The organism is Cognaticolwellia aestuarii (assembly GCF_002000025.1).
GTDB classification, from domain to species: domain Bacteria; phylum Pseudomonadota; class Gammaproteobacteria; order Enterobacterales; family Alteromonadaceae; genus Cognaticolwellia; species Cognaticolwellia aestuarii.
Genome location: NZ_MUZV01000002.1, coordinates 374,766 through 390,283 on the forward strand (window position 1 = coordinate 374,766; position 15,518 = coordinate 390,283).

Annotated in this window: 16 protein-coding genes; 10 read left to right on the forward strand and 6 right to left on the reverse strand. The window is 39.4% G+C overall.

Annotation, left to right across the window (positions count from 1 at the left end):
• Position 1: 1 nt before the first annotated feature.
• Genes trpCF through B0169_RS04920 form a run of 4 tightly spaced genes read right to left on the reverse strand, consistent with a single transcriptional unit; the run spans position 2 to position 4,872 of the window.
• A complete protein-coding gene (gene trpCF / locus B0169_RS04905) occupies positions 2–1,390 on the reverse strand; it encodes a bifunctional indole-3-glycerol-phosphate synthase TrpC/phosphoribosylanthranilate isomerase TrpF (protein WP_077284827.1) in 1,389 nt (462 codons plus the stop codon).
• A complete protein-coding gene (trpD, locus tag B0169_RS04910; protein ID WP_077284828.1) occupies positions 1,390–2,487 on the reverse strand; it encodes an anthranilate phosphoribosyltransferase in 1,098 nt (365 codons plus the stop codon). Before trpD ends, trpCF begins: the two co-directional genes overlap by 1 nt.
• A complete protein-coding gene (locus B0169_RS04915; protein WP_077284829.1) occupies positions 2,474–3,190 on the reverse strand; it encodes an aminodeoxychorismate/anthranilate synthase component II in 717 nt (238 codons plus the stop codon). The genes trpD and B0169_RS04915 overlap by 14 nt, the downstream gene beginning before the upstream one ends.
• Positions 3,190–4,872, reverse strand: a complete 1,683-nt coding sequence (locus tag B0169_RS04920) for an anthranilate synthase component 1 (protein ID WP_077284897.1) — start codon at positions 4,870–4,872, stop codon at positions 3,190–3,192. Before B0169_RS04920 ends, B0169_RS04915 begins: the two co-directional genes overlap by 1 nt.
• Positions 4,873–5,250: 378 nt before the next feature.
• On the opposite strand from B0169_RS04920, the gene rnm reads away from it, so the two are divergent.
• The 10 genes from rnm (at position 5,251) to B0169_RS04970 (ending at position 13,360) form a co-directional block, all read left to right on the forward strand.
• Positions 5,251–6,141: an RNase RNM gene (gene rnm, locus B0169_RS04925; protein WP_077284830.1), complete on the forward strand. Its 891-nt coding sequence runs from the start codon at positions 5,251–5,253 to the stop codon at positions 6,139–6,141.
• Between the two features lie 114 nt (positions 6,142–6,255).
• Positions 6,256–6,876, forward strand: coding sequence for an L-threonylcarbamoyladenylate synthase (locus B0169_RS04930; RefSeq protein WP_077284831.1), 621 nt, complete (start codon positions 6,256–6,258; stop codon positions 6,874–6,876).
• A 103-nt stretch (positions 6,877–6,979) separates the two neighbouring features.
• On the forward strand, positions 6,980–7,813 hold the full coding sequence (locus tag B0169_RS04935; RefSeq protein WP_235838477.1) for a segregation and condensation protein A: 834 nt from the start codon (positions 6,980–6,982) through the stop codon (positions 7,811–7,813).
• A 73-nt stretch (positions 7,814–7,886) separates the two neighbouring features.
• Positions 7,887–8,450, forward strand: a complete 564-nt coding sequence (gene scpB / locus B0169_RS04940; RefSeq protein ID WP_077284833.1) for an SMC-Scp complex subunit ScpB — start codon at positions 7,887–7,889, stop codon at positions 8,448–8,450.
• A 130-nt stretch (positions 8,451–8,580) separates the two neighbouring features.
• Complete coding sequence (gene rluB, locus B0169_RS04945) at positions 8,581–9,441, forward strand: 23S rRNA pseudouridine(2605) synthase RluB (RefSeq protein WP_143323471.1); 861 nt, start codon at positions 8,581–8,583, stop codon at positions 9,439–9,441.
• A 215-nt stretch (positions 9,442–9,656) separates the two neighbouring features.
• Positions 9,657–10,814: a ribonuclease D gene (gene rnd, locus B0169_RS04950; RefSeq protein ID WP_235838470.1), complete on the forward strand. Its 1,158-nt coding sequence runs from the start codon at positions 9,657–9,659 to the stop codon at positions 10,812–10,814.
• Between the two features lie 196 nt (positions 10,815–11,010).
• Positions 11,011–11,310 carry a YcgL domain-containing protein gene (locus B0169_RS04955; protein WP_077284835.1) on the forward strand — a complete coding sequence of 100 codons (300 nt, stop codon included), beginning with the start codon at positions 11,011–11,013 and terminating at the stop codon, positions 11,308–11,310.
• A complete protein-coding gene (locus B0169_RS04960; protein WP_077284836.1) occupies positions 11,310–12,368 on the forward strand; it encodes a lytic murein transglycosylase in 1,059 nt (352 codons plus the stop codon). Before B0169_RS04955 ends, B0169_RS04960 begins: the two co-directional genes overlap by 1 nt.
• Before the next feature lie 39 nt (positions 12,369–12,407).
• Positions 12,408–12,968, forward strand: a complete 561-nt coding sequence (locus B0169_RS04965; RefSeq protein ID WP_077284837.1) for a YcgN family cysteine cluster protein — start codon at positions 12,408–12,410, stop codon at positions 12,966–12,968.
• Positions 12,969–13,141: 173 nt separating this feature from the next.
• Positions 13,142–13,360 carry a DUF6500 family protein gene (locus B0169_RS04970; RefSeq protein ID WP_077284838.1) on the forward strand — a complete coding sequence of 73 codons (219 nt, stop codon included), beginning with the start codon at positions 13,142–13,144 and terminating at the stop codon, positions 13,358–13,360.
• Positions 13,361–14,277: 917 nt separating this feature from the next.
• On the opposite strand, the gene B0169_RS04980 is transcribed toward B0169_RS04970, so the two are convergent.
• Positions 14,278–14,586, reverse strand: a complete 309-nt coding sequence (locus B0169_RS04980; protein WP_143323472.1) for a hypothetical protein — start codon at positions 14,584–14,586, stop codon at positions 14,278–14,280.
• A 371-nt stretch (positions 14,587–14,957) separates the two neighbouring features.
• Complete coding sequence (locus B0169_RS04985; protein ID WP_077284841.1) at positions 14,958–15,482, reverse strand: gamma carbonic anhydrase family protein; 525 nt, start codon at positions 15,480–15,482, stop codon at positions 14,958–14,960.
• Positions 15,483–15,518: the final 36 nt, after the last annotated feature.

Consider the following 15,518-nt stretch of genomic DNA (forward strand, 5'->3'; position numbering starts at 1 on the left):
ATTAATAATTCCGTATTTTGGCGAAAACTTGTTGTAGTTTATCGCGACATTTAATACCTGGGCTTGATTCAACACCTGAGTTGATATCTAAGCCGAATAATTCTTGATTGCACAGTTGTTGACAAGCTTGGCTGATATTTTCTACATCTAAACCACCAGCTAAGAAGCAACGGGATAAGTCTTGCTCAGTTTCAGCTAACGCTTGCCAGTTAAAACTTTCGCCACTACCTGCGCGTTTACCGTCAAGTACGATGTGCTCAACATTATTAGTGAGTGTTGGTAGCGTTTGCTCAACAGCGTGGGCTTTAAATATTTGGCAGTTTGGCGCAAGTTGCTCACGTAAACCGTCAATGTATTCAGCGCTTTCCTGACCATGCAACTGCACGGCTGACAATTGAAGTGCTTTAGCTAAAGCAATAACTTCCTGTTGAGGGTGATCAACAAACACACCAACATACTTCAAACTTGGATTTTGCTTAACTATTTCAGCGGCTTGTGCTTGACTGATATATCTTGGCGATTTTTTGGCAAAAATAAGTCCACCAAACTCAGCACCTGCTTTTATAGCAAACCCTGCTTGTTCTGGGCGAGTTAAGCCACAAACTTTGTGATGACCAAAGATAAGTTGTCGACAAGCTAAGTCAATATCGGCTTCGGCCATTACTGAACTACCGACCAAGAAACCATCAACTGCTGGGGCGAGTTCTCTAACTTGTGCGTTGTTATAAATACCTGATTCAGAAAGTACGATGCGATCATCAGGAATGGTCGGTGCTAGGTCAAAAGTACGTGATATATCAGTAGAAAGATCACGTAAATTACGATTATTAATACCGATGAGCTTGGCGTTTAAGGCGATAGCTCGGTCACGCTCTTCTTCGTTAGAGACTTCGGTTAGAATAGCTAGGTTAAGCGACTCGGCAACAGCGGCAAGTTCATTATACTCGTCGTCAGTTAGTACACTTAACATCAGTAATATTGCATCAGCACCATAGTATCTTGCTAGATATACTTGATAGGTGTCAAAAAAGAAATCTTTATTTAGCACGGGGCAACTCACGATGTCACTAACCGTTCTGAGATAATTAAAGTCACCTTGAAAATACTTGTGCTCAGTCAGTACCGAAATAGCCGCGGCATAGTTATCATAAATGTTAGCAATGTCAGCAACGTTAAAGTCAGCTCTGATTAAGCCTTTAGATGGTGATGCTTTTTTACATTCTAAAATAAAACCGGCATAAGGCTTCTCTGTAGTACGCGTTAATGCTTGGTACATATCTTTTGTTGACGGTGTTAGGTCATCAATAAAGCTAGCTAATGGTAGTGATGTTTTAAGTGCTGCTATTTCAATACGACGATTATCGACGATTTGCTCAAGAATATTGCTCACTATGCTGTTGCTCCTGAATTAGATAATCGCACTAGGTTTGCTAAAGTCTTTGCCGCCACGCCAGAGCTAAGTACTTTGGCGGCGTGCTGAGCTGCCAATAACAAAGTATCAGCTTGACCATTTAATTGCTCGCGATGAAGGTAGAGCAGTGCCGCACAATTAATGATCACAGCACTGTTATGCGCTTCTTGACCTTTACCAGCCAGTATTGCTTTCACCATTTCAGCATTTTCTTGAGGCGTGCCTCCTTTAATATCGGCCAAGGTGTAATTATTTAAGCCAAAGTCGCTAGGTGTGATCTCTTTTTTAATTAACTGACCATTACAGATCTCAGTGACTTGGGTTTTACCATGCAAAGCGATTTCATCTAAACCGCTACCATGTACAACCCAAGCGTGTTTTACGCCAGTTAATAATAGTGCTTGAGCCATTGGGGTAATTAACTCAGGAATATAGACACCAAGTAGCATAATATCGGGCTTAGCTGGGTTAACCAGCGGTCCTAAAATGTTAAATAAGGTTCTAATTGCCATCGCTTTTCGCACAGGTGCCGCATGCTTAAAGCCCGTGTGATAAGCCGGAGCATATAAAAAGCAAATGTTTGCTTGTGCTAAACATTCGCTCGCCACTTCGGGTGACATCGTCAAATTAACCCCAAAGGCCTCGAGTAAATCTGCAGAGCCAGACATGCTCGACACACTTCTATTACCGTGCTTTGCCATTTTCAAGCCACAGGCTGCAGCTAAAAGTGCTGCTGTGGTGGAAATGTTGATGGTATTTGCACCATCTCCCCCAGTACCAACACAGTCTGCAACTGCCGTTGGTTGGCGAGGGAAATGACTAGCATTAGCACGAATAGCAATCGCGGCGCCGGCTATTTCAGCTGGCGTTTCACCTTTCATTTTTAATGCGGTCAATATGGCAGCTAAGCGCTCTGGTGCAACATAACCATTAATCACTTGTTCAAAAACATTATGACTTTGTTGTTGTGTTAACGAATCACCACTGACTAAAGTATTCAGCGCACTGTGTGTAATGTCATCGTTACACCCCGTTGATGTATGTGTAGCTGTGCGGCTAAGGTCATTTGTTGTCATGTGTATTCCCTTGGGCTTGATTAATAGTTTGCTTGGCTAAAAATGTTAAATGGCTAAGGCTTTGTGCCAATAAATGTGTACCAAATGTGGTGAGGATGGATTCAGGATGGAACTGAAAACCAATAGCAGCCTCAGTGCTATGTTCTATCGCCATAGGTAAGGTTATGCCTGCCTTATCGTTAGTTAAAGCAACCTCAGCTGTTATGGTCAGTTGTTGCGGTACTTTACTGGCAAAAAGTGAATGATAACGAGCAACAGGTAAAGGGTTAGTTATATCTTTAAAAGCGCCAACATTGTTATGACGCATATTTGAAGACTTACCATGTACCACTTCGGGAGCTCGGCCAATAACACCTCCATAATGCTGTATTAAGGCTTGGTGACCTAAACAAATACCTAAAATTGGGAATTGCCCAGCGCAGCGTGCAAGCAATGGCATTAAACAACCGGCATGCGTTGGATCACCGGGGCCAGGAGAAAGCACTAAAATAACGCCAGCACTGTTACTTTGCTGTTTTTCTTGTAATTTTTGAAAAATAAACTCGGCGCTGAGTGTATTGCGATAAATAGTCAGTTGATACCCTAAACAACGAAACTCATCAACCAAGTTATAGGTAAATGAATCAAGATTATCGAGCATGACAATCTCAGGTAAGATATTTGTAGTTGCATTGGCGTTGGCTGATAAATGAACCGTAGTCATTATTTAACCTCCTGTGCTGGTGCTGAACTATTTGAGCTTACTGAGGCTCTTTCTTGATGAGAAACGATTAGCTCTTTATCTTCAGCTTCATTAATCGCACTGATCACCGCTTGTGCTTTTTGTCTGGTTTCATTCGCTTCTGATTGCGGGTCAGAATCGAATACTACGCCTGCACCGGCTTGAATTTGTGCTTGTTTATTTTTTACAAAAGCTGAACGAATAACGATGCAAGTATCCATGTCCCCATCACCAGTTAAATAGCCAACAGCGCCGCCATAACTACCACGACGCTTACCTTCAACTTCTCGTATCAAAGACGTTGCTTTAACTTTTGGCGCGCCGGATAACGTGCCCATATTCATACAAGCTTGGTATGCATGTAGTGCGTCTAGCTCGAGTTCTAAGGTGCCACAAACACGAGAAACTAAATGCATAACATGAGAATAACGATCAACTTTTAATAAATCGGCAACATGGCGTGTACCGGGTTGACTCACGCGAGCAATGTCGTTTCGGGCTAAATCAACCAGCATAATGTGCTCAGCTAATTCTTTTTTGTCTAAGCGTAAGTCAAGTTCGATACGGCTGTCTAAATCTGGCGATAAACTGCCATCGGCATTAAAACCCCGTGGGCGGGTACCGGCAATTGGATAAATTTCTACTTGTCGGTTACTTTGTTGGTATTTTAGCGCTGACTCTGGTGATGCGCCGAAAATACAAAACTCGCTGTCTTGTAAATAAAACATATAAGGGCTTGGGTTACGATGCTTTAATGCTTTGTAGGCATTTAGAGTGTTTGAGCAAGGTAGGCTAAATGTTCGAGATGGTACGACCTGAAAAATATCACCAGCCAAAATATTTTCTTTTAAGTTGTTAACAATGTTACAAAAAGCTTCATCGTCGATGTCACAAGTTGGCGATTTTTTCGTTGCGTTATTTGTTATTGTTTTATTGGGTTTTACGGCAAAGCTTGCGGTAATATCGGTCAATAAACGGGTTTTAATCGAGCAAATTTTTGCTAATGCTAGGCTTTGTGCCTGCTGATAATGTTCGCCAGTAAATAGGTTGGCGATGACCTCACTTGATTGTTGCTCGTGATCTATTACCACTAATGTTTCGGCTAGGTAATAAACAAAATCAGGGCAGCTGTTCTCGCCATCAGCAACCTCGGGCAGCGTTTCACTCATTGCCATCATATCAAACGCAAAAGCACCACCAAGAAATACCGAAAAAGGATGCTGACTACTGTTGGTTAATTGGGTAAATAAACGCAAGCTTTGAAAAGGATTAACAGCAAGCAAACGTGAACGTTCATCAAGTTGTTGTGTTATCTCGGTGAACGTAGCGGTGAACGCCTGATTATCACCGGTTATCTCAGCATCTTGGGCTAAAGCTTGAATGGCAAAAGCAAGCGCATTTTCACCATTTTGACTTAATGCAGTAAAGGTAACCTTATTGGCGTTACAAACAATTTTTACTGCGGTATCGATCAACAATAAGCTTTTTAATTGATGTTTTTTATCAACTTCGGCTGACTCGAGTAAGAGTGTGTTTGTTTTTTCGGCACATAAAGTGTGAAAAACAGCGAGAGGATCGCTTTGGTAACTTAGACTATCAGTGATGGTTGTCACAGCACCAGGCTCAAGCCTATCTTGTGCAGCCTCAAGCTGCGATTTAGTCATATTATTTTCTTGGTTATTGCTCATGGGTCTTCCTATTAATCATTTATTTAACAACGGTCATCCAGCGTAAATAGGCAAAAGCCACCATAAGAACCAACGTTTAACTTTAATTCGTAACATTATAAACTCATTATATTTTCAGTTAATTAAAAGCAAAAAACCCGCAATAGGGTGCGGGTTTTCGAATTTTTTACTTACAAGTAAACATCACAACCCAATTATGTCGAGTTATGCCACCACCAAATTAAAGAAATAGTTTGTTTTACTTGTATCATTATCTGTTTTATCTCAGTAAAATTGTTTCATTCACTTGCCTAAATAGCGACTTGCATTTGTGTTAGGCAGTTTTAAGTCCCTATAGAAGAACCGATTCACGTAATGATGTCAACCACTGATTTTACAAATGAGCAAGATTTTTCAAACTTACGGATTGATCTGCATAGCCATACTAATTGCTCTGATGGCGCACTGACGCCACAGGAGCTGATAGAACGGGCAGTTAACTTTCAAATTGACGTGTTGGCAATCACCGATCACGACACGGTTAGCGGTCTTGTTAGTGCAAAACAAACTATATTAGAAAAAAATATTCCATTAACTTTGATCGATGGTATCGAAATTTCTACCCAGTGGCAGGGCTTTGAAATTCATATTGTCGGATTAAATATCGTTCCTGAGCATCAAGCGTTAGCGACGTTAATTTTGCAACAGCAGCAGCGACGAGAAGATCGCGCTATCGCCATGGGGGAAAAACTGGCGAAATGTGGCTTTGACGATGTTTATACCGACGCTAAAGCTATGGCGGGCGCAGGTTCAATTACTCGAGCGCATTTTGCGAGAGTTTTATTGCAACGTGGGGTGGTGAGTAAAATGCAATCTGCATTTGATAAGTACATCGGCAAAGGTAAGCGTGCTTATGTTAATCCTAACTGGTGTAGTATTGAAGACGCAGTAGCGACTATTCATGCGGCAGGCGGTGTTGCAGTAATGGCGCACCCGATCCGATATGACCTATCGACGAAATGGCTACGACGCTTAATCGTTGATTTTAAAGCTGCCCAAGGTGATGGTTTAGAAGTGGTGTTACCGCAGATGAATAACGAACAACGTAAATTAATGCTAAGCTTCTGTTTAGAATATGATTTACATGCATCTATGGGGTCTGATTTTCATCAGCCAAGTCGTTGGAGCGATTTAGGACGTAATTTAGTCATGCCAGAGCAAGCCAAGGGAATTTGGCAGTTATGGCAAGCTACGCCAAGTGATTAAAAATAAAACTTGTGCTCGCAATAAAGCTTAGTTTGATAGTAGGTTTCATCTTAATTCAAATTGACTATTGCCGCACATTGACATGATAAAACTATAATTTAGTTGGAGTGTATTATGAGTCAATTTTTTTATGTTCACCCTGATAACCCGCAAGGGCGCTTAATGAAACAAGCCGCGGCTATTATCAACCAAGGTGGTGTTATTGTTTATCCTACCGACTCAGGTTATGCCTTAGGTTGCCATATTGGTGATAAAAAGGCGCTAGAGCGTATTTGTAATATTCGCTCTATCGATAAAGCTCATAACTTTACCTTAATGTGTTGTGATTTATCTGAGTTATCAGAATATACACGCGTTGATAATAGTTACTTTAGGCTATTAAAGAATAATACACCGGGTCCATATACCTTTATTTTCAAAGGTTCGAAAGAGGTGCCGAAACGGTTATTAAATCCAAAACGCAAAACCATTGGCATTCGTGTACCAGATAATAATATTGCGCAAGCATTGTTAGCTGAATTGGGTGAGCCGATCATGTCGACAACCTTGATTATGCCTGGGGCTGAAATGGCTGAATTTGACCCAGAGCACATTCGCGATATTTTAGAGCATCAAGTTGATCTGATTATTAATGGTGGTCATTTGGGCGAACACCCAACTACAGTTATTGATTTTTCTAATGACGAAGTGGAAATTATTCGTGTTGGTGAAGGTGATCCTACGCCGTTTCAATAAAATGTTATGAGCAGCTCATCATTAAACTGCCTTAGCACCTGGAGTTATAGCGCTACCATGTTAAAAGTTAACTATGTCTGACCCTAAGACGAACTTATCAAGTATGAGTAAAGAAGGCCCTAGTCCTAACGCTGGTGTCATGGTACAGCAAGTACTTCCTTTTGCTTTACTGCGCGGAAAAGCCATGGTTGAAAAGCCACAAGACTTATTTATTCCGCCCGATGCGCTTGAAGTTATTTTAGAAATGTTTGAAGGGCCGCTAGACCTCTTATTATATTTAATTCGCAAGCAAAAATTTGATATTTTAGATTTACCTATTGCGCCTATTACCACGCAGTACATGACTTATGTCGATTTAATGAAAGATATTAAACTTGAATTGGCGGCGGAATACTTAGTCATGGCATCAATTTTAGCGGAAATTAAATCACGATTATTATTACCCAAACAAGCGGTTGAAGAAGATGAAGGCGATCCTCGTGCGGAACTAGTGAGAAAATTACAAGAATATGAGGTGATCAAAAATGCGGCACAAAACATTGATCAATTACCACGAATTGACCGTGACAGCTTTATTGCTAAGGTAGAATTAGCTGAAAATTTTATCCCTGAAGTTGCCAACACACAGGTAGACCTAGCGGAGTTAGTTGCCGCCTTGCAAGGCGTAATAAAACGTACACAAGCGTTTGAACATCATCATATTCAAAAAGAGTCCTTATCAACCCGTGAACGTATGGCAAAAATAATGGCAACGCTAAAAGAAGCAAAAAACAACCAAAGCTATTGTGACTTTAGTGATTTATTTACCATTAAAGAAGGAAAACAGGGGGTTGTTGTGACATTTTTAGCTATGCTTGAATTAATTAAAGAGTCGCTAATTACTTGTATTCAAACTCAGGTTTATGGCGAGATACGGGTAAGTTTACCTAAATCATAATTTAACACTAAAGCGCAGTGTTGATGATTTATGATAGGCCAGTAAATTATTCTAATGATAAAAGTAAGTAACAATGATACCTGATAAAATTCGCCACAAAGACATTGATGATGAAAAATTACAACGTTTAGTTGAAGCCGCATTATTCATTGCTGATAAGCCATTATCTGTGCAATTACTAAAACGGGATTTTTTAATTGAATATCGTGTTAGTAATCTGCGAATACGTGATATAATTATTGCAATTCAGGCTGATTATAAAGGTCGTGGTGTTGAGCTTAACAAGGTGGCTTCAGGCTATCGATTTCAAACACCTAGCGACCTAAGTGAAGATTTAGCGCATTTGTACCAAGAAAAAGCACCAAAATATTCGCGTGCTATTCTAGAAACCTTAGCGTTAATTGCCTACAAACAACCCATAACCCGCGGAGAAATTGAAGATATACGCGGTGTTGCTGTCAGTAGTCAAATTATTAAGACGCTGACTGATCGACATTGGATTAAAACGGTAGGGCATAAAGAAGTACCCGGTCGGCCTGTGTTATACGCAAGTACACAAGAGTTTCTTGATTACTTTTCGTTAACCTCGCTTGATCAATTGCCGACATTAATGCCAATAACGGATATTGCTAATTAAGCCGTTTAGCTAAAAATCACCAAAACGCAGGGTGCAATTACCCCTAAATTTAAAGAGACAGAGACGTAATAGTCGTTCGGTTAATATCCTGAACATCTGTGAAGTTACTGACGTGAGAGAGTTAAGACCTATGTCTGAAAAATTACAAAAAGTACTAGCGAGAGCGGGTGCCGGTTCACGCCGAGAAATGGAAAGTTATATCAGTGCTGGCCGTGTCAGTGTTGAAGGTAAAACTGCTTATTTAGGCGACCGTGTTGAAGGTAACGAACTTATTCGTGTTGATGGTCATCAAATTAAACTAAAGCCTGTACAAGACGATTTATGCCGAGTGTTAATGTATAACAAACCTGAAGGTGAAATGTGTACGCGCAAAGACCCTGAAGGAAGACCAACGGTATTTGATCGCTTACCTAAACTAGATGGTAGTCGTTGGGTTGCGGTAGGCCGTTTAGATATAAACACCTCTGGTATGTTACTTTTTACCACTGATGGTGAGCTAGCTAACCGTTTAATGCATCCTTCTAAACAAGTTGAACGCGAATATGCCGTACGTATATTCGGTGAAGTTAACGAAGCTATGCTACAAACATTACGCCATGGCGTGAAATTAGAAGATGGTCCTGCGAAGTTTCAAAAAATTACTTACCGTGGTGGTGAAGGGCGTAACCACTGGTTTCATGTTGTGCTATCTGAAGGACGTAATCGTGAAGTGCGTCGTTTATGGGAAAGCCAAGATGTACAAGTTAGCCGTTTGATCCGTGTTCGCTACGGCGACATGGAAATGAAACGTCAGTTACCCCTTGGTGGCTGGACTGAACTGAATTTACAAGATGTTAATTACTACAGAAAACTGGTTGATTTACCGCCTGAAACACAAAGTAAAGTCAAAGTAGATGAAAAGGCGATGGATAATGCGAAAAGTAGAAGAATTCGCCGTTCAGTGAAAAAGCATCAACACCGTAGCCAACAAGCAACTAGACGCAGACGCTAAGCTTTAGCAACAAAAGTTTACTTTACTAACAGCCGCTTTATTAGTGCATGTTTAGCAAGCTCAAGAATGACAAGTTCCCTAAATGGTTGAACTTGTCATTTTTATTTGTGTTAAAGGATTAAATTTCATTTTGGCAAGCGTTAGAAAATAAGATATTGTAAGCCTTAACAGCATTACTCGTTTACCTTAGTCGCCAAATTTATATAGGACAATACGTGCAAGAAACTCTTGAAAGAATTTACGTCGAAACCTCTGAGCAATTACACCAAGTCTGTCAACGTTATACGCAAGCCTCTGTACTTGCTATTGATACCGAATTTGTTCGTACCCGCACGCTTTACCCTAAACTAGGCCTGATTCAGATAAATGACGCTAAAACATTAGCGTTAATCGACCCTGTTGCGTTACCAGACTTATCGCCTTTTTGGCAATTACTTGAAAGCCCTAGCATTCAAAAAGTATTACATGCCTGTTCTGAAGATCTTGAGGTTTTCCTGACAGCAGGTAATTGTCGACCGGTTAACCTCATTGATAGTCAAATTATTATGTCATTTTTAGGACACGGTTTATCAATGGGGTATGCGGCGATGATTGCACATTACACTAACATTGAGCTTGATAAATCAGAGTCGCGAACTGATTGGATGAAACGACCATTAACGACTAAGCAGCTTAACTACGCTGCTGCTGATGTTGAACATTTATTTAATGTTTTACCGCAAGTCATGGCTGATATAGAAAAGTCAGGTTGGTTAGCTGCTGCTCAAGAAGAAAGTGACATTATGGTTGAGCGTAAGTTTACATCCATCGATGTAAGTCAGTTGTACCTGAATATTAAAATGGCATGGCGTTTAAATTCCCAGCAGCTCTACCGATTACAACAATTGGCTATTTGGCGTTATCAACAAGCGCAACAAAAAGATCGACCCATTGGCTTTATCGCTAAAGATCATACACTGTTGGGGCTAGCACAAGTTAATCCTGAAAATGTTGCGATTATGGCGAATATTGAAGGTGTTGAATACCTTGATGTTAAACACAAAGGTAATGCGATGTTGGCGGTATTAAAACGCGTCAATGAAGAGAAAAATGCTGTGCTACCTGAAGTCATTGTTCGATTAGATGAATATCCCGGATATAAGCAAAATTTCAAAAAATTAAAAAGTTATATCCATGAATTAAGTGAAGCAACTAATTTACAAGCGGAAAACTTTGCCTCGAAAAAGCAAATTAATCAATTTTTATCTTGGTATTTTAAACTTAACGGTGCCGAAAATAAAATTCATTTGGTTGATATTATGCGCGGTTGGCGCAAACCTTTATTCGGTGACAAGTTACTCGAATTTGTTGAAAATGGCTTCAAAGTAAATTAAATATTGATGCTAAAGATAATTTGTGGCGAGCAAAGTGTTGCTTTGTATCGCCAATATCTTGTCACAATAAAATGTTAGGTTAACTCGATATAGCGGTTGTAAACTGAATAAATATCTTGATTAATACTGTAAAAAAGTCATGTTAAGTCACACAATGATAACATTCCCTAAAACCATTCAATCATAGGTCTCCATTATGCTGTGTAGTGTTTATAAAAGTGCTAAAAAAGCACAAACGTATCTTTTTATTAATAAACGAGATGATTTCTCAGAAGTACCCGAAGCATTGATGAAAATGTTTGGTAAGCCAGAAATGGTCACCGTATTAAACCTTGCAACTAAAGATAAGCTTGGTTTTGCTGATCTGACTAAGGTAAAAGAAAGCTTAGCTGAACAAGGTTATTACTTGCAAATAACGCCAAAAGAAGAAGATTTATTAAAGAGCCATGTTGCCAGTATGAAAGTCGCTAATCAAAAAAACGCGGAGGAATCTTGATGCGTTATATAAAATCAGTTAAAGCCTTGTCAGTGTCACTGTGTTTAGCACTATTTTCTCAGTCAACATTCGCTGTTGAAAATAAAACAACACCGACACTCACACAAGCCGGCTTTGAGCAATATATCGTCAAGCTTAAGCAAGAAGCGCTTACCAAAGGTTATGAACAGGCCTTAATTGATGAATCGTTTGCGAATGCTACTTTTCATCAACGTGCGGTGAAAGCTGACCGTAGTCAACCGGAAAAAGTTGAAACACTGGATACATATTTACCAAAACGCTTACCTGACTGGAAAATAAAACGCGCCAGAGCCATGTATAAAAAGCATCAAGTGCTTTTAAATAAAATTGCCGCTGATTATGGTGTACAGCCTCGATTTATTGTCGCGCTTTGGGGACTTGAGACTAATTTTGGTAAAATTATGGGTAACTACAACGTTATTTCAGCTTTATCAACTTTAGCTTATGAGGGGCGTCGAGAAGCTTTTTTTAAAAAGCAATTATGGGCGGCATTAAACATCTTAAAAGAAGGTCACATTGACAGCACTAACATGAAAGGTTCATGGGCAGGCGCTATGGGGCAGAATCAATTTATGCCAACCTCATTTCTTGCTTACGCGGTTGATGGCGATGGTGACGGAAAAAAAGATATTTGGCGTAATGAAGCAGATGTTTTTGCCTCAATGGCAAACTATCTTAAAAATGAAGGTTGGAATGATGCTCTGACATGGGGCCGACAAGTAAAACTACCCAGTGGTTTTGATACCTCACTTGCAATTCCTCAAAATACAGGTGGTCGTAAAAATTGGTTAAAAGCATGGGCTAGAAGTGAAAAAACTTTAGCGCAGTGGCAAGCGTTAGGTATACGACGTACCGATGGCAGTGATCTCCCAAAGGTGGACGTGAAAGCAACATTGGTTTTTCCTGATGGTGTGAAAGGTCGTGCTTATTTAGCCTACAACAATTATAAAAGTTTAATGCATTGGAATTTATCCTACTATTTTGTCAGCTCAGTTGGACATTTATCTGATCATATTAAATACCCTGCAATTAAATAAGTTTTTATACCCCCTAATTAAGTGTGAATAAGTAGCGCCATGAGTAAAAAAAGTAATCGTTCGTTGTCGAAAGATAAAGCAAAAGCAAAAAAACAACCGATCGAGCGGTTTTGGGAAACTAAAACACTTGATGAAATGACCCGGCCTGAATGGGAGTCATTGTGTGATGGTTGTGCTAAATGTTGTTTACATAAATTTATTGATGACGAAGACACAACCGATGAAACTGAGTTAATGCCAACAACGCATATTGCTGAAGGCGAGCAGATGAATTATTCAAACATTGCTTGTCACTTACTTAACGATAAAAGCTGTCAGTGTTCAAAGTATGAACAACGCACTGTGCTCGTGCCTGATTGTGTGCAGTTGACACAAGAAAACTTGGATGATGTGTTTTTTATGCCGCCAAGTTGTACTTATAGGCGCTTAAAAGAAGGCCGAGGTATGCCTTCTTGGCACCCGTTATTACATAACGGTAAGAAGTCAGCCATGCATCAAGCAGGTATGTCAGTACGGGGAAAAATCATCAAAGATGACGATGTTGAGTTGGAAGACTTTGAAGATTATATCGTACTCTGGCCGTTACATGATATCGATTAAGCTTAGGTTTACCTCTTAAGTCGATGGAGAAATAAGCCGTTATTCAAGGTAATAGTTAAGCATAAGAAGGTTGATATGATCAGCCTACTTCTTAGTAAAAATTAACGTTAGGAGCCATACCAAACGAATTGATTGTCGCTTAGTAAGTTATTCGTTTGGTTGGTATGTAAGCAATGCGAGCAGAATTAAGATCTAAAATTGTCGAAGTGTGTGAAAAGAAAATTGCCAGTAAAGGGGACAATGTTGGTCTGTCATTTTATGCGTTTTTTGCTAATAAGAATGATACGCCTGAGTTACTCATGGAAGTAGCAACGTGGTGGATTCAAACCCATCAGCTAGATCATTTCGTCAAGGCTGATAAGATTAAAGTTATGGTAAAAGCGGGTTTGTAACTTGCTATAGTCTTTGTTAGACGAAATAACCTTATCACTTAGCAATTAAAAAACACTGAAATAAGGTAACTCATTGGCGGTTAAATAAAGACAACTGAGCAAGTGTTTATAGAAGCTAAGTTCAGCTAAGTTCAGTTAAACAAGACATGTGAATAATGACTAATGTTAGCTTGGCCTGCGCTATATTTTTTCGCTGATGAATTATAACCGGTTTAAGCAACTAAGCTAAAACACCGCCATGCAAATAACAAGACAACCAATTAAATAGCCATGTCCACGTATTAAATTGCCCAGCGGAAAAGAAATGTTTTGACAAATATTCACTAGACTATTTAGCTTTGGGCCGACAAATTTTAGATAAATAGTATTAAAATTGCGCAGCCAATCGTCATAATGACAAAATATTCGATACCATAGGTAACCTTTGTTAATAAAGCAAAATATACATATGAAACACAAAAGATAATAATGGTACTGATGAATGGGCCTAACAATGGTACGCCAGTGAAAAGGCTAATTAACACAATAGGAATACAATACAGCAATGAAGCAGGTAAATGTTGACCTTTAACATCATGTAGTTTCATAGCCGCAATGAGAAACAATAATTTAAATAACCTGAACTCTGGATAATGAGTGCTTGATATTCAAGTGAATCAAAAGCTTAAGTGGCTAAGTAAATGCTATAGCAAGGTAAACATCACTAATAAGCATCATCAATGCTTCATTTTATGCCATTTCCAAGGCAAAACGTTTCTCAATATCGAGCTATTTATCGACGTTCAGGTTAAATAGTATCCTGAGCTCGATAATAAATATATCTAATTCCTTTAGCCATTAATAACAAATATTTGCAGCTATTACTCTGTTTTAGCCATGAAGGCAGTTAGTGCAGATTTTACCATTAATACTCTCTGCTAATAATTTACTTTAGCTTTTTTTAACAATAGCCGTTTCGCTATCTCTGTTAGGCTCGCCTCTAGTAACCAGTAACTTAGCGGAGGGCTTTTTTTAGTTTCAATGGCTGTGCTTTTCTGCTTTACTGATACTCTTTCTATTTGCTTTTGCTTATTTTTCGCCATTTTAATGCTATCTCGACGTACTTGAGCACTATTTGCTTGTTCAGTAAAGCGGCGTCTACTTTCTGCTGACATGCTTGATAAGAAACTAGCGCTTGAGGCACTTTTTCCTGTGATTTTTGTTCTTGGTTTTGGTGTACTGCACATATTATCCTCAGCTATTACGTTATTTTAGTGAACGATATTTGTGTAAATGCTGCACGGCGAATAATGCGTGCATTTGTCCATTTACTATAACGGCCCTAACTTATTGATAAGCGCTTTAGCCGTTAATGCTAGCTTTATTAAATAATGAATCACCGAACCGAATAGTTGCATAATGCACAGTCGAATAATTACAAAAAAATAATGAAAACTAAGTAAATAGACCTTGCGTGGCGTAATTAAATTCTTATGAATTGTGACTAAGGATAGCGATAGGCAAAAGAAGTGAGCATTAAACGTAGAATTTCATCAAAAAGCTCATACGATGAAAGTAAAAAAGGACTGATAATTCAGCCCTTTAGTTATGACCGTTCTTATTTATCAATCGGCGCTAGATCGGTTAAATAACGTTGGCCGTTCTCTACATAGTGCATGGCTGACTTTGTGAACATGGCGCGTGTTGAATCATCAAGGGCTTTAACGACTTTTGCAGGTGATCCTAAAACTAAGTGACCATCAGGTACTTGCATGTTTTCAGTCACCAAGCTATTCGCACCAATTAAGCAGTTTTTACCAATATTTGCGCCATTTAATACCACCGCATTCATGCCGATTAAAGTATTGTCACCTATGGTGCAGCCATGCAGCATAACTTTATGACCAACAGTAACGTCACGGCCGATAGTCATAGGGAAGCCAGTATCAACATGTAAAATAGAGCCATCTTGAATATTGGTGTTTTCGCCGATGTTGACAGTTTCCATATCAGCACGAATAACAACATTAAACCAAATGCTAGCATGTTCACCTAATACAACATCACCAATGAGTGTGGCATTAGGGGCGATAAAGTTACTGTCAGTAACACTTGGCACTAGGTTAGCGAGTCGATAAATCATATTTCTATCCTTATTAGCATGTATTTCAATATATTA

Coding starts and splice junctions, on each gene's coding strand:
- trpD (WP_077284828.1), bottom strand. CDS start 2,487: ATGACAACAAATGACCTTAGCCGCACAGCTACACATACATCAACGGGG.
- B0169_RS04915 (WP_077284829.1), bottom strand. CDS start 3,190: ATGACTACGGTTCATTTATCAGCCAACGCCAATGCAACTACAAATATC.
- B0169_RS04920 (WP_077284897.1), bottom strand. CDS start 4,872: ATGACTAAATCGCAGCTTGAGGCTGCACAAGATAGGCTTGAGCCTGGT.
- rnm (WP_077284830.1), top strand. CDS start 5,251: ATGATGTCAACCACTGATTTTACAAATGAGCAAGATTTTTCAAACTTA.
- B0169_RS04930 (WP_077284831.1), top strand. CDS start 6,256: ATGAGTCAATTTTTTTATGTTCACCCTGATAACCCGCAAGGGCGCTTA.
- B0169_RS04935 (WP_235838477.1), top strand. CDS start 6,980: ATGAGTAAAGAAGGCCCTAGTCCTAACGCTGGTGTCATGGTACAGCAA.
- scpB (WP_077284833.1), top strand. CDS start 7,887: ATGATACCTGATAAAATTCGCCACAAAGACATTGATGATGAAAAATTA.
- rluB (WP_143323471.1), top strand. CDS start 8,581: ATGTCTGAAAAATTACAAAAAGTACTAGCGAGAGCGGGTGCCGGTTCA.
- B0169_RS04955 (WP_077284835.1), top strand. CDS start 11,011: ATGCTGTGTAGTGTTTATAAAAGTGCTAAAAAAGCACAAACGTATCTT.
- B0169_RS04960 (WP_077284836.1), top strand. CDS start 11,310: ATGCGTTATATAAAATCAGTTAAAGCCTTGTCAGTGTCACTGTGTTTA.
- B0169_RS04965 (WP_077284837.1), top strand. CDS start 12,408: ATGAGTAAAAAAAGTAATCGTTCGTTGTCGAAAGATAAAGCAAAAGCA.
- B0169_RS04970 (WP_077284838.1), top strand. CDS start 13,142: ATGCGAGCAGAATTAAGATCTAAAATTGTCGAAGTGTGTGAAAAGAAA.
- B0169_RS04980 (WP_143323472.1), bottom strand. CDS start 14,586: ATGTGCAGTACACCAAAACCAAGAACAAAAATCACAGGAAAAAGTGCC.
- B0169_RS04985 (WP_077284841.1), bottom strand. CDS start 15,482: ATGATTTATCGACTCGCTAACCTAGTGCCAAGTGTTACTGACAGTAAC.